Source organism: Curtobacterium sp. PhB130 (assembly GCF_003755165.1).
Classification (GTDB): domain Bacteria; phylum Actinomycetota; class Actinomycetes; order Actinomycetales; family Microbacteriaceae; genus Curtobacterium.
The window spans coordinates 170,030-184,116 of sequence record NZ_RKII01000011.1 but is presented as its reverse complement, the minus strand read 5'-3'; the positions used below and the strand labels follow the sequence as shown (position 1 = coordinate 184,116).

Genomic DNA, 14,087 nt, shown 5'->3' with positions numbered 1-14,087 from the left:
ACCCGAACCCCAAGTCACGCGGGCCGTCTCGCGCACCCGCGACGTCCCGACACCGAAGGAAGCGATTCCGACGACACGGAGCGAAGCTGCCCACAACCATCGCCGCACGGAGGCCCGGTTCTGCGGGTTCTTGCGCTCCGAACGGCAGCGACGCGAGCGCGTCGACGCGCTCGGCCAGCCACGCCTCCGGGACGGCATCGGCGTCGTTGATGAGCGCTGGAACGAGCCCCTGCTCGACGAGGAGTCCGGCGTCTGCACCGTGCGCCTGCGACGCTCCCGCGGTGAGCACGGCCTGGACCCAGGCGTCCAGACGCTCGGCAGCGTCATCCGAACGCGAACCCCGAACGAAGGCACCGGCCTCCGTCCAACGCCCGGCGAGGACGAGCGTCCAGAGTGCGCGACGGACGGGTGCCACGGCATCGATGCCGTCGAGCGGGATCACGGCGACCAGGTCATCGAGCGCCGCCGAAACGATGCCGGTTGCGGCTTCGTCCGGGGCGGTCGCGAGGAAGCGACTGAGGTGCGCCCAACCATCAGCGTCGAGGACGACCTCCGCATGTGCTCTGCGGAGGGCTGGGCGGTCCTGCACGAGCTCGGCGCAGCGGAGTTCCTGTTCGAGGTACCGGACGGTCGTGTCGGCATCGTCGCGGAGCGAGAGCGACGACGTGTCCCCGCGATCCCGGTAGAGGTAGACGCAGTCCGGGACGACGTCGATGGTCTCCGCAGCGACGAACGCCCGTGTCATCGGCTCGATGTCGTCGACGCTCGAGATCTCCGGGAACCGGAGCTCGGCGCGGTCCCAGAACGAGCGCCGGAACATCCGGTTCCAGCAGGCACGCCCCAACAGCAGTTCGGGGATGTCTTCGGGTGCGAGCCCGGCATGTGCGGCGTCGAAGGGGTACCACCGCTTCGTGGGACTCCATGTCGCCGTCGGGGAGAACTTGAGGTGGTCGCCGATGACCATGTCGGAGCCGCTCGCCTCGAGCGAGGCGAGCATCGCGCGGTACGCACCGTCGGGGACGAGGTCGTCGGAGTCGGCGAAGACGAGGTACTCGCCGGTAGCGGCCGCCACGCCTTCGTTTCGGGCGGCCGCAGCAGTCGTCGCGTTGGAACGAACGAGCCGAATTCGGTCGTCCTTCGCTGCCAGCGCACTGACGATAGGAGCCGTTCGATCTCCCGAACCGTTCTCGACGACGATCACCTCACATGCGCGCACGGCCTGCGCCTGGATGCTCTCGAGTGTCTGCTCGATCCAGGGAGCGGCGTCGTGCGCGGGCACCACGACTGAGATCACGAGTCCGTCCCCGCTCGTTCAGCGACTCAGGGCTGCGTTGCGGCCGGCTGGTCCGTCTCGGTCGCCGATTCGTCCTCCTCGACCGTGACGGCGAGCGGAGCCTCGGCATGGGCGTGTTCGGGCTGATCCAAGCCGAGCATCGCTTGGAAGACCCGTTCGGACGACCCACCGTCGCGAGTGTGGAAGGTTGCGGCCGTTCGGTCACGATAGCGACGCGGCGACTCCCAGTCGTTTGCGGCGGCTTCTCGAATCGAGGCGATGACGGCAGGCACGTCCCGAGCAATCGGTCCGAACCCGTCGCGCTCGTAGTCGAAGTATCCGCGTCGCCCGACATGCGTTCCGTCGAAGAACCGCTCTGAGTCGAACTGGAAGTACGTCAAGGGCACATCGACGAACGCAGCTTCGAAACCGAGCGAGGAGTAGTCGGTGACGAAGGCGGCTGCACGAGCGATCACGTCCTGCACATTCTGGTCGGCGAAGCTGAACAGCTGGACGTGGGCCAGGAGCTCGAACTCGGAAAGGTACTGACGCACGTTCGGGTGCGGCATGAACGCGATTCTCTTTCCCGTCTCACGAGCCAGCTCGGCGAGTTCTTCCGAGTTGAGCAGCGCTTCGTACATCTGCGCGTACTCGGTCGATCGGAAGTCGGGAATCCGCTTACGGTCGTTCGACGTGCCGATACGGTCCCCGAGGAGCCACTGCCGCCAGGTCGGCATGATGACGATCAGGTCGCGGACCGTGCTTTCCTCGCGCTTCCGCTGGAGCGCGTCGTGCCGGGGCAGGCCCGTGAGCACGACCTCGTGCGACGAGAACGAGTACGGACCGTGGCCGGCGATCGCATCGAACTCATCGTGCGTGGTTGTGACGAACCGATCGAACCCCTTCCAGCTCAGCCACCGAGACATGTCGTAGTTGATGACACCGTGCTGGAGGAACGTGAAGCGGAAGGCATGACGCCCGTACCGGCGCCGATCGAGGGGATCGGTCACGTAGTGGTCTGCGTGGGACGACGCAAGGTGGTCAGCGTGGAGGAGCAGGAGCTTCCAACGTGTCGTGTTCGGCTCAACCAGTCGGAAGCCCTCCCGCTCGAGTCGGTCCCAATCCGCCGAGTCCCGCCGGAGAACGAACCAGGCGTTGACCTCTGGGCGGTTCTTCCGCACCCACCGGTACAGGTGCTCGGCGTTGTCGTTCGCATCGGTGTCTCGATCCATGAAGACCCAGGCGTGCTCGAACTGGCGGCGGATCTTCGGGCTCCGGACGAGCCACTGCATGGCCTCGTCGGTGATGCCTCTGTCGGACCACTTGTTGCGCAGGTCTCGAACGAGCTTGCCGGCTCGTGCCCGTGCATGGGCCTTGAGACCCGTGGTCGGAGAGAAGTCCGCGCGAACGCGGCGCCGGATGGCGCGGATCTGCGGGTCGATGAGTGCCGGAGTCAGCGCGTCAGGGTGACCGTTCTGGTTCCACCGGGTGAAGTGCACCTTCTGCCCGTCGAGCCACATCTCCAAGCGCCGACCGCGCGGGAACCAGAGATGCCGTTCTCGCATGAGCACGCGGCCGAAGAACGTGTAGTCGCGCACCGTCTCGTGTACGGGCCCGGCTTCTTCGGCGTCGAGTTCGAACCGCTCTACCGGCACGGGTCCCGTGAACCAGTACGAAACCTTCATCTGCTGTCGGCGCTCATCAACGTCCGACAGCTTGACCCAGTCGTGGCGCAACGGAATGTCCTCGTACCCGTACATCAGCGCATGACGCACGGCGAACTCCATGCCGGTGACGTCAAAGCTCCGCACGGCGTCTTCGGAGAGCAGGCTGAGTATGCGTTCGACGAGTTCGTGGAAGCGCGGGAGAGTCTCGAGTGGTGCGCTCGCGGTGGTCGAATGCACTGACTGCTCACCCTTGAAGTACCAGTGCAGGTCGTAGAGCACTGTGTTCTCCAGCCAGCGTGGAGCACGCCCGAGCTGCGCCGTGGCGCGCTCCAGCAGATCCAAGTAGCCGAACTCCACCTGGTTCGTGTACTTCTCGGGCTTGCTGAAGCCACCTTCGACGAGTGAGCTCCCGTCTCCCCGCAGACGGTATCGGTACTTCGCTGAGGCCATGAGCCCGAGATGGTGGCTCCCGGTCTCCAGGAGGTAGCGAGCAGTCAGGTGCCCGTCCTCGAACGTCGGTCGAACTCGCCCATCGAATTCGATGCCCTTCTCACGGAGGAGGTCAACGCGGATGAAGGACGAGTTGACGGAGAGCTGGATGATCGGCTCCACCGCCATGTCGACGATTCGCGATCCCAGCTTGAAACGCGTTCGCTGCGGGTGGTTGTCTACGATCTCGCCGGCGGGCGTCAGTCGAAGCTGGTGCGCCGCGGCCAGGTTGACCGGGTGCAGTGCATCCGCACGCCCATGGAGGCGAAGGAACTTCTCGACTTCCTCGAAGTACTGGGGGTCGAGCTCGTCGTCCGGATCCGGGAACGTCACCCACTCTCCCTGTGCTGCGGCGAGACCCGTGTTCCGCGCACCAGAGAGTCCCTGGTTCTCCTGCTCGATGATGTTGACGTTCAGCGAACGCTGCGATGCCCACTCGCGGACGATGCTCGCGCTGTCGTCAGGCGAACCGTCGATGACGACAATGATCTCGACAGAAGCCATGTCGGATGTCTGGGCCTGGATCGAATCGAGGAAGGCGGGAAGGTAATCCGCAACGTTGTAGGTGGGGACCACAGCGCTGATCAACGGACGTCGGTTGGCGGGCACGTGCTCCCCTATCGAGATGGCGTTCGGGCGCTAGCACTCTACCCACACACAGACCTACGTCGAGACATCCTCGCCCTGCTCCCGGCCCGATCGGTCTGCCGACGACCTCTAAGATCGACGAGCACTCCGTCTGGCGCACTCGCGTGCTTCGTGACGCGAGGCGGTCAGTTCCAGATCGTTCGAGTGAAGGTGTTCCACAGCATGGTCGAGCTCTCCCCGCCAGCGTTGGCGCGTCCTCGTGTTCCCGAGCGGAATGCGGGACGGTTCGCGCTCCTCGACGGATTGCGTTTCGCTGCCGCCCTCACGGTTGTCGCCTTCCACTTCACTGCTCGGAAGACGGATGCCTGGGCCACCCCGGTTTCCGAGCAGTCACCGGCGGTCTTTGACCTCACGAAGTACGGCGTTTTCGGCGTCGACCTGTTCTTCGTGATCAGCGGATTCGTGATCCTCATGACGGCCTGGGGGCGCCCGCTCCATCAGTTCGTGTCTTCCCGGGTCTCTCGGCTGTACCCCGCCTACTGGGTCTGTGTCCTCCTCACCGCCGGCGTGCTCGTCTTCAACGGCGCGCATTGGTTCACCACCAGCGATGTCCTGATCAATCTCACCATGGCGCAGGAAGCGTTCAACGTTCCCCACATCGACGGCGTCTACTGGACGCTGTGGGTCGAAATGCGGTTCTACGCGCTGATGGCGGTGTTCGTCATCGTCGGTATTTCAGAGCGTCGTTTGATTGCTTTCTCAGTCCTATGGCCGGTCGCGGCCGCGATCGCGGAGAAGACGCAACTTGACTTCGTCGCGTACGTGCTCGTTTGGCAACACGCGGCCTTGTTCGCCGGGGGAATGATGCTCTTCGTGATCGTCCGGAACGGACACTCGTTCGTCCGGTGGCTAGCCGTGGGCACCGATCTCCTCCTCGCTCTCGCAACTTCCGCGCCGGAAGCCGCACAACGGATCCTCGGCACAACGGGAAGCGGCGTCCCGTCCCTTGCCGCGATCGGCTGTGTCCTTCTGTGCTTCGTCGCCGTTGCGTTGGTCACGATGACCCGGCTTCGCCGCGTGAACTGGAAGTGGCTCTCGGTCCTCGGAGCGCTGACGTATCCCCTTTACCTGCTGCATGAACAGATCGGCTGGGCGGTCATCGAGCACACACAGCAGCTGGGCTGGTTTCCTGCGGCTCTGCTTGCCGCGGCAATCGCCCTTGGTCTTGCTGCCGCTGTCCATTTCCTTGTCGAGCGGCCCGGCGGGCCCGTCCTCCGCCGAAGACTAACCGCAGGCCTTGCCCCCGCGATGAGCGGATCGACGCGTCCAACCGGTACGACCACTGCTGAAAACCTCAAGGTGAGCCAATCGTGACAAAGCGAGCGGTTATCATGGGTGACATCGGGTGGCCCGATCTTTACCACGTCGGCGACGAAGCCATGACCGAGGCGGCAGTCGAACAACTTCGGCTTCGGGGCGTGACTGACGTGACGTTGATCGCCGCAGATGCAAGCACGGCGTCAGCGGTACACGGCACGAAAGCAGTACCCAGATTCCACTTCAAGCTCAGGTGGCCGCGTGCGTGGCAAGACAGCCACCTCCGGAAAGTACTCACACCGCTCGAAGGGTACGTGCGAGGCGACGGCCCCGCCACGGACGTCTACGACGCGGTGTACGACTCCGACTTCGTGCTGATCGCGGGCGGGGGCAACCTCACCAGCACGTTCGTGCACCAGCTCTACGAGCGGCTCGCGCTGGTCCGGGTCGCTCGGCACTTTGGGCGCCCGGTCTACATCAGCAGCCAGTCACTCGGTGCTACCTACCGCCCGGCAGACCTACCCGCGATTCGGGAGATTATCGACTCCGCCCGCTGGTTCGGTCTCCGAGAGCGGGCTTCTTTCGAAAACGCCATCGCGCTGTCGACGAGCAGCCAGCGTGTTTGCTACACGGGCGACGACGCTCTGTTGCTCGAACGCAACTCCGTTCCAGCGGTGGCTCGAGACAGCCTGCCCGCTCGGTACTTCGTCGCGAGCTTTGAACGTCCCAGTTGGATTGCGGAGTCCGAGATACCTCGGTACTACGGCCAGATCCGTACGCTGCTCGAAACACTGAGCACCGCCCTTGACTGCCATGCTGTCCTCGTGCCGCACGCGGGCTCCTTCGACATCGAAAGGCCGAAGGACGACATCGTGTCGCACGACGAGATCGCGAAGGACTCGTTGGTCATCCATGCGCTCCCTTTGCTTCGATCGAAAGATGTGCTTGACATCATGGCGGACGCTGAGTTCTCGATCTCAACGCGCTACCACCCAATTGTGTTCGCCGGCCAATTGGGCTTGATCGGATTTGGGCTCGCGCACACTGCGTACACGTGGAACCGGATGCGCGGGGCAGCGCGACAGCTCGGCGGAGCGGATCTCGTCATGCCCGTGTCGGCCGTCTCCGACCCGGAGGCAATCACCGAAGTCATCCTCGAGACTCTGCGCTCCGGCGAACACAAGGGACGTCTCGCAGCAGCATCAGCGGCGAGGAAAGAGAATCAACGGACGTGGTGGGACACGATCGTGGCCGACGCGTCCTCATCAGAACGAGTCTCGGGGTTCGTCGAACTACCGGATCCCATCGTCGCGCACCCGGTTCCCGCCCTCCGCTCGTTCGCGCACTACCTCGCCAACGAAGCGACGGCTCGCGGGGTCGCCGATGAGTCACTGGCCTGGTGTCGCGAGACCCTCGAGACCGAGCGTCAATCCGCTTCGAAGGCAATCGACGACCAAAAGGCTCGAACCCGAACGGTTGAAGGGATGATGAAGCAGCGTGAAGAAGAAGTCCACAGAGGCCTTGAACAAATCCGGTCACTGCAATCAGCCTTGACCGAGGCTCGGGAAGCGGCCGCCTCTTCACGGACAGAGCTGGATCAGGCGACGGAGGAGCGGGACGCCTGGCGGACTTCCGCCCGCCAATTCCGGGCGGAAGTCCAGAGGTATCGCGACCGCCGGATCACCAGGTTGGTTGACAAGCTGGCAGGGCTCGTTCGCCGCCAGAAGTGAGACGCGTGCGGTGTGTCGACATCTGCTCAGCTTCAGGCCTGGCGATGTCGCTGAGTACTTGATACTCGGGTAACCTCCTGAGTATGACTTCAGTTGGGGCGACCAAAACTCGAAGCTGGCGTCGACGTCAGTCCTCTCTGGACCGTTTCATCAGCGAACACGCACAGCCGCTCCAGGAGCTACAGCGCCCTGTGGTCCTGATCGCTGGCTACCAAACCCGTGAGACCCTCGCGGCCTGGCGTAGCGCGTTCCAGTTCAGACTTCACGTCATCACCCCTCACGAGGTGATCCCTGGCATCGAAGGCATCACGAAGTTCGCCGCGACGTCGAATGACGCGATGGAGGAGTACATCGCCTCGATTGGGCCTGTGGCCGCCGTGATTGATGAGGAAGCCGAGTCGCTCCCGGATCGCCTGCAACGTTGGCAGCGATTCTTTTTCCACGTGACTGCTGGCGGCTACTTCATCGCCCCGGTCACCACCATCTCCAGCGCCTGGGCTGCGGGCCTTGAATCATTGAGCGCTCGGAGGATCAGTCCGGCAGAGATCGAGGAACTTCAAGCCTCCTCAGGGCTGACGGTCGACAGTCACGGTTATTCGATCACGGTGAAGAACCGAGATCACCTCGTCAAGGTCAAAGACGAAGATGCGATGGCAATCCTGCCAACGCGGCTCGGCGCCAACAACGTTCGGTTACTCGGCAGCCGAAAGTCCGGCGTTGGCCGCGGCGATTTGCACGTCGAGTCCCACGGCACGTTGGCCAAGCCCCGAATCCCCGCCCAGGCGATGAAGTACCCGACGCTTACATTGCGGGAGTTTCGAGGGCCGACGCACCTGAAGGATGCGATGTTGGCGGTGAACGGAACCACCGTGCTTCCGAGCTCCTTCAAACACCCCTGGCGGGCTTGGAACGACCGTCTGGTTAACCTCAACGAAGGTGTTGCAGCGCTCAACCCGGAAGACAAGCCGACCGAACGTCTTGAGGGGACCTACTACGACCTGACCTGCGCGGTACCCGGTCACTTCGGCCATGTTGTCACGGAGTCGTTGTCGAAGGTCTGGGGCTGGGATGAGGCAAAGGATCGAGATCCTGGCCTGAAAGCGATCTATCGCGTACCCAGCAAGGACTATGTTCCTTCGTTCGAGCGGACCCTCTTCGAAGCGGCAGGAATCGTCGAGTCCGACATCCACTGGGAGCACCGCAATGTCACCGTCGATCGGTTCGTCAGCGCGTCGCAAGGCTGGCAGAACGGCGGCTGGCATTACGTCCACCCCGTGGTCCCAGCCACGTGGTCGAAGCTCCGTGCCGCACTCGTCCATTCGTCGCCTGACGCGGCGAAGAAGATCTTCGTGTCACGGAAGTTCACCACAGTCAACCGTGCATGTCGGAACATCGAGGAGGTGGAGAGCTATTTCGCCGATCGTGGCTTTGCGATCGTCTATCCAGAGGCCTTGACAACAGAGGAGCAAGCAACCGTGTTCGGCAACGCGACAACCGTCGCTGGGCTCGCGGGCTCCGGCATGTTCAACATGCTCTTCGCAGAGCACCTTGACAAGGTGCTCCTGCTGTCTCATGACGCGTACACCGCCCGCAACGAACACATGTACGCCTCCGTACTCGCGGACGAATTCCACTACTTCTGGTCACGCGCCGACGAGCAGCACCCCCGGGGCAAGTTCTCTCTCGAGGCGTTCCATTCCGCTTGGGAGTTCGATTTCGAAGCGAACGGCGAGGCACTCGAGCGCGTGCTCCGCTAGGTCTTCACCCCAGAGCCAACGCCGGAATGCTATGGCGCGGGACGGTCGCACAGGCCAGCCACGCGCACGCGCACGCGCGACTCAGACAGTCTTGTTGTAAGCACCAATGACGTCGTTCGTCTTGCCGATCATCTTGAGCTCACCCTCGTTGAGCCAAGCGACCTCGTCGCACATGTCCTTCACGGTGCTCATGGAGTGCGACACGAGGATGACCGTGCGGCCCTCCTCCTTCATCTCCTTGAACTTCGTCCGGCAGCGCTTCTGGAACGTGGCGTCACCGACGGCGAGCACCTCGTCCACCACGAGGATGTCCGGCGTGACGGCGACGGCCACGGAGAACCCGAGCCGCACGTACATGCCGGACGAGTAGTTCTTCACGGGCTGGTCGATGAAGTGGCCGACGCCGGAGAACGAGACGATCTCGTCGAACTTCCGGGTGACCTCCTTCCGGCTCATGCCGAGGATGGACCCGTTCAGGAACACGTTCTCGCGTCCGGAGAGCTCCGGGTGGAAGCCCGACCCGACCTCGAGCAGCGACGCCTGCTTGCCGCGGGCGGTGATCGAGCCCTGCTCCGGCCAGAGGATCTTCGCCAGGCACTTCAGCAGCGTGGACTTCCCGGACCCGTTCTTGCCGATCAGGCCGAAGGTCGTGCCGTGGGGCACCTCGAAGGAGACGTCCTTGAGCGCCCAGAAGTCCTCGTGCACGGACTTCTTGCCGCGCATGACCATGCTCTTCAGCGAGTCGTTGCGCTCGCTGTACATACGGAATCGCTTCGACACGTGGTCGACGGTGACGGCAGCATCGCTCACAGCAGTTCAGCCAGCTTCTTCTCGTTGCGGGAGAACACGAAGTAGCCGAGCGCGAGCGAGAGGCATCCCGCCAGGGCGCACGCGACCAGATCGGTCCAGTTCGGCATCCGGTTGTCGTACATCAGGTTGCGGAACACGGTGGAGAACCGCTCGATGGGGTTGAGCTTGTAGACGTGGATGATCCACGAGTGCCCCGACTTGTTCGCGGCGTCCTCGACGAGCGAGAGCGGGTAGATGATCGGCGACAGGTACATCCACATCTGCAGGCCGATCCCGACCAGGTGCTGCATGTCGCGGAAGTGCACGTTGATGATCGAGAGCATCAGGCCGAGCCCGGCGGCGAACATCGCGAGGAACACCATCGTCAGCGCGATGACCGGCAGGTACAGCCAGAAGTTCGAGCCGGCGATCGCCAGCACGATCAGCAGCACACCCATCTCGACGAGCCACGTGAAGCCGAAGGACCCGACCGCCGCCAGGGGCAGCGTCATCCGGGGGAAGTAGACCTTCTTGATCAGCGACCCGTTGGAGACGATCGACGTCATCCCGGAGTTGATCACGTTGCGCGCGAAGATCCACGGCAGCAGACCGCACATGAGCCACAGCGGGTAGATGTTCAGGCCACTCGGGTCGCCCACCTCGAGCCGTGCCCGGAAGATGAACGAGTACACGATCGTGTAGATCAGCATCGTCGCGAGCGGGTTGATCAGGGACCACAGCTGACCGAAGACGGTACGGCGGTACTTTCCCTTGACCTCGCGCGCCGTGAGGTTCGCGAGGAGCTCGCGGGACGACACGAGTTCGTTGAGGTAGGACATGCTTTTCGGTTACAGCTCCTCCGGGGCGCGCCCTTGCGGCCCGATCAGATCAGGACGAGGCGGCCCGATCAGGATCAGGACGAGACATTCTCGCACAAGTATGTCGAGCGCCTCGCGACCGTCGATGTATGCCACCCCGCACTTGGGGGTGGCTGGTTGGAGAACGATTGGGGAATCCTTTGTAGAGTAGTTGGGTGCTCGTCAGTTTCGCGAACCACTCCACAGCGCCCGTGAGTCTCGGCGGCGCTGAGCGGTCGCTCATCCGGTTCGTGGAGGACTGGCAGTCACGCGACCCCTCGATGACCCCGTCGTTCATCACGAAGGCACCCAGGGGCAAGTTCATCGAAGCCCTCGACGAGCGCGGCTGGCGCTACCAGGCGCTGCGGTTCCGCGGGTGGGCGCTCCCCAGTCCGCAGCCGGCTCCGGCGGCGGAACGAGCCGCGTTCGCGACGGTCGACTACGCCGCAGTCCGCGCGATCATCGCCGAGTACGAGCGGAACCGTCCCGACATGGTCGTCACGAACACCCTCGTCGCCCCGTGGGCGTCGTTCGCCGCCGCGGTCCTCGGCATCCCGCAGGCCTGGTTCGTCCGTGAGTACGGCGACCTCGACCACGGGCTGCACTTCCAGACCGGTCGTGCGGCGACGCTCGGCGACATCGGCCTCTTCTCCGGTGCCGTCATCACGAACTCCGAGGCGATGCGCGACCACCTCGCCGAGTACATCCCGGCCGAGAAGCTCTCCGTCGCCTACCCGATCGTCGACACCGAACGACTGCTGCGCACCCGTTCCGACACGCCGACGGTCACGCCGTTCCCCGAAGACGACCCGGGCCTCCGGATCACGGTCGTCGGTCGCGTGGAGGAGTCCAAGGGCCAGCACCGCGTCATCGACGCGCTCGGAGCGCTGCGCGAGCGCGGCATCACGGCGAGCGTCTGCTTCGTCGGCGGCTGGAAGCACCCCGGCGAGGACCAGCGCCTCACCGACCGCGCACGCGCGCTCGGCGTCGCCGACCACGTCGTCTTCGCGGGTGAGCAGCGCGACACCGCGCCCTTCATCGACGCCGCCGACGTCTGCGTCACCCCCTCCACCATCGAGGCATTCGGCCGCACCACGGCCGAGTACATGACGCTCGGCCGCGCCGTCGTCGCCTCCCGCCAGGGCGGCAGCGCCGAGCTCGTCGAGCCCGGTGTCACCGGCGCCCTGTTCGACGCGGACGACACGGCTGGTCTCGCCGACGCTCTCGCCGCGTACGCGGCCGACCCCGATTCGGCCGGGAGGCACGGTGCGGCTGCTCCGGACCGTCTCGCCACCGTCGTCGGTGCGGGTCGCGACAACGCGGCCGCCATCGAACGTCTGGTCGCGTTGGTCGGCACGGAGGGCTACCGGCTCCCCCAGGTCGCGCGCTACTGGTTCGAGCTGCCCGGTGCCTACGCGTCGCTCGGTGCGACGAGCGCCCGTGCGGCGGTCGGCCTGCTGGCGAGCCGCGTCCGGTCGCGCTCCGGCCTGGTCGGTCGTGTCCTCGCACGTCCGGGTGTCGTGATGCGGAAGCTGGCACGTCGATGAGCGCTGACCGTCGACCGGTGACCATCGTCGTGCCGGTCTACGACGACCTGCCGGGGCTCGAACGCTGCGTCGAGGCCCTGCTCGAGACCGTCGACTTCTCCGTGGACCGGGTGCTCCTCGCGAACGACGTCGGACCGAACGTGGACACCATCGAGCGTCGGCTCCTCGAGCTCGTCGCCGACCACCCCGGCTTCGAGTACACCCGCAACGAGCGGAACCTCGGTTTCGTCGGCAACTGCAACCGTGCGGTCCTCGAACTCGACCGGACCGGCAACGACGTCCTGCTCCTGAACAGCGACACCGTCCCGCTGCCCGGGTTCCTCGACGAGATGACCGCGGTCCTCGCCGAGGACGACTCGATCGGCGTGGTCTGCGCGCGGAGCGACAACGCCACCATCGCGTCGTTCCCCTACGCCCGCCGGAACCCGCGCGCCAACCTCGCACCCCGGCGCACCCGTGAGCTGCACGGCCGCGTGAAGTACCTGCTCCCCCGCTTCTCACTGGCGCCGGTCGCGATGGGCTTCTGCTTCCTCATCCGCCGCGAGACGATCGACCGCTTCGGCCTGTTCGACGAGGTCTTCTCCCCCGGCTACGGCGAGGAGAACGACTTCTGCCTCCGCATCAACGAGCACGGCTACACCGCGGCGCTCGCGAACCACGCCCTCGTCCTGCACACCGGGTCGACGAGCTTCAGCGGTGACCGCGGCCCGACCCTCCGCCTCGAGCACGAGCGCATCCTGCTCGAGCGCTACCCGTTCTACGGCGGCGCGATCGCCCTGTTCCTCAGCCGCTACCGGGACGCCGTCGACGTGTTCGCGGACGCGTTCCTGCCGGACGACGACGCGGTCCGCGTGGCACTGCACCTGCCGGCCGAGGTCGACGGTGCCGTCGTGACCCGCGTCCGTTCCGTCCTCGCCGCCGCGCCCGAGCACATGGTCATCACGCTCATCGTCGCGCGTTCGCAGCTCCGCGCAGCGCGTCAGGCGTTCCCCGGCGCGCTCATCGCCGTCGGCGGCCGTCCTCGCCAGATCTTCGACGTCGCCGTCGCGCTCGGCGCCCTGACCACGTTCGGCCAGCTGTCGATGCTGAACGCCAACGCCCCGCGGTGGGTCCTCGTCGACCCGATCCCGCAGGACGTCCGGTGGTCGCAGGCCGTCACGCACCACCGCGCGAACGCCATCGACCGGATCCTCCGGCGGTTCGAGAACGAGACCCTGCCCTGGCAGGACGGCAAGTCCCTCGTCGAGGCCATCGAGACGGCCGCGCGGACCGAGATCGACCCGACCGCCCTCCGCGCCCGCTGGCACGCGGTCACCGACATCGCAGAAGCGACCGGCCTCCTCGTGCACCGCGCCCAGGTCTCGATGCGCCGCCTCGCCGCCCTCACCTTCGGCGCACGGAACCCCCGGATCGTGGCGCGCATCCGCTCGATCACCGGACGCGGCTGACCATCACGCCGAGCGTGCGGAGATGACGGAGCGCGAGGTCGTGGTCGACGGTGACGTCGTCCGTCGCCCCCGGAAGCCCTGGACCCTGACGGTGCACTCCCTGCTCCGGCACCTCCACGATCAGGGACTCCCCGTCCCGGAACCGCTCGACACCGACGAGCACTTCGAGTTCGTCCGCCTCGTGCCCGGCGACGGTGGCGACGCCGCCTGGCCGCACCAGACCACGACCGCTGCGGTCGCATCTGCTGGGGCGCTCCTCCGTCGGGTGCACGACTTGTTCGACTGGGACGTGGCACGTCCGGCGGAACCGGTCAGCGACGTCGCGTACGCACTCGAGTGGCTCGCACCGTTCGACGACGACGTGCAGCAGCTCCGTCGGCGAGGACTACGACCCGACGTGGATCGTCGCGGTCGCATCGGTGCCTTCCTCGACGGGTACCGGTGGGACGGCGCGTTCGACGTCGTCGATGCCGTCCTCGCGCGCCAGCAGCGCGCGATCGACGAGGTCGTGTGGCTCGGCCGCGCCGGCCATGAACCGCAGCGGTCGTGGGTGGCCGCGGGATGGCCGGACCGGTGGTCGGAGAAGCTCGTCGTCACCGAGCGGCTCCGCGAACGGGTCTCCTGA

General features: G+C 65.4%; 10 protein-coding genes. 6 read left to right on the top strand and 4 right to left on the bottom strand.

Features of this window, described 5'->3' with window-relative positions; genetic code table 11:
* Together EDF24_RS17675 and EDF24_RS17670 are read right to left on the bottom strand one after the other, a co-directional pair.
* Positions 1-1,279: glycosyltransferase family 2 protein (locus tag EDF24_RS17675; protein WP_260233499.1), on the bottom strand; the 1,279-nt coding region annotated here is incomplete at its 3' end.
* 41 nt (positions 1,280-1,320) lie between these two features.
* Positions 1,321-4,038, bottom strand: a complete 2,718-nt coding sequence (locus EDF24_RS17670) for a CDP-glycerol glycerophosphotransferase family protein (RefSeq protein ID WP_123704612.1) — start codon at positions 4,036-4,038, stop codon at positions 1,321-1,323.
* Positions 4,039-4,239: 201 nt separating this feature from the next.
* On the opposite strand from EDF24_RS17670, the gene EDF24_RS17665 reads away from it, so the two are divergent.
* From EDF24_RS17665 to EDF24_RS17655, 3 genes are all read left to right on the top strand, one after another.
* On the top strand, positions 4,240-5,391 hold the full coding sequence (locus tag EDF24_RS17665) for an acyltransferase (protein WP_148070925.1): 1,152 nt from the start codon (positions 4,240-4,242) through the stop codon (positions 5,389-5,391).
* A 17-nt stretch (positions 5,392-5,408) separates the two neighbouring features.
* A complete protein-coding gene (locus EDF24_RS17660) occupies positions 5,409-7,064 on the top strand; it encodes a polysaccharide pyruvyl transferase family protein (protein WP_123653096.1) in 1,656 nt (551 codons plus the stop codon).
* A gap of 191 nt (positions 7,065-7,255) precedes the next feature.
* A complete protein-coding gene (locus tag EDF24_RS17655) occupies positions 7,256-8,821 on the top strand; it encodes a DUF563 domain-containing protein (RefSeq protein ID WP_185017027.1) in 1,566 nt (521 codons plus the stop codon).
* A gap of 81 nt (positions 8,822-8,902) precedes the next feature.
* Here the strand turns inward: EDF24_RS17655 and EDF24_RS17650 are convergent, their stop codons facing one another.
* Both EDF24_RS17650 and EDF24_RS17645 read right to left on the bottom strand, forming a co-directional pair.
* Positions 8,903-9,601 (bottom strand): ABC transporter ATP-binding protein, encoded by a 699-nt coding sequence (locus EDF24_RS17650; protein WP_260233497.1) that lies wholly within the window; start codon positions 9,599-9,601, stop codon positions 8,903-8,905.
* 26 nt (positions 9,602-9,627) lie between these two features.
* Positions 9,628-10,449: an ABC transporter permease gene (locus EDF24_RS17645; protein WP_123653094.1), complete on the bottom strand. Its 822-nt coding sequence runs from the start codon at positions 10,447-10,449 to the stop codon at positions 9,628-9,630.
* Between the two features lie 194 nt (positions 10,450-10,643).
* Between EDF24_RS17645 and EDF24_RS17640 the strand changes: the two genes are divergently transcribed.
* The 3 genes from EDF24_RS17640 to EDF24_RS17630 are packed head-to-tail and all read left to right on the top strand — an operon-like array spanning position 10,644 to position 14,087.
* Entirely contained in the window at positions 10,644-12,014 is a 1,371-nt protein-coding gene (locus tag EDF24_RS17640; RefSeq protein ID WP_123704607.1) for a glycosyltransferase family 4 protein, read from the top strand.
* A 17-nt stretch (positions 12,015-12,031) separates the two neighbouring features.
* Positions 12,032-13,462 carry a glycosyltransferase family 2 protein gene (locus EDF24_RS17635; RefSeq protein ID WP_185021716.1) on the top strand — a complete coding sequence of 477 codons (1,431 nt, stop codon included), beginning with the start codon at positions 12,032-12,034 and terminating at the stop codon, positions 13,460-13,462.
* A 22-nt stretch (positions 13,463-13,484) separates the two neighbouring features.
* A complete protein-coding gene (locus tag EDF24_RS17630; protein WP_123704603.1) occupies positions 13,485-14,087 on the top strand; it encodes a phosphotransferase in 603 nt (200 codons plus the stop codon).

What these genes read in the sequence shown, in the direction of transcription:
- EDF24_RS17645 (WP_123653094.1), bottom strand. Translation starts at nt 10,449, where the DNA reads ATGTCCTACCTCAACGAACTCGTGTCGTCCCGCGAGCTCCTCGCGAAC.
- EDF24_RS17630 (WP_123704603.1), top strand. Translation starts at nt 13,485, where the DNA reads ATGACGGAGCGCGAGGTCGTGGTCGACGGTGACGTCGTCCGTCGCCCC.
- EDF24_RS17665 (WP_148070925.1), top strand. Translation starts at nt 4,240, where the DNA reads ATGGTCGAGCTCTCCCCGCCAGCGTTGGCGCGTCCTCGTGTTCCCGAG.
- EDF24_RS17660 (WP_123653096.1), top strand. Translation starts at nt 5,409, where the DNA reads ATGGGTGACATCGGGTGGCCCGATCTTTACCACGTCGGCGACGAAGCC.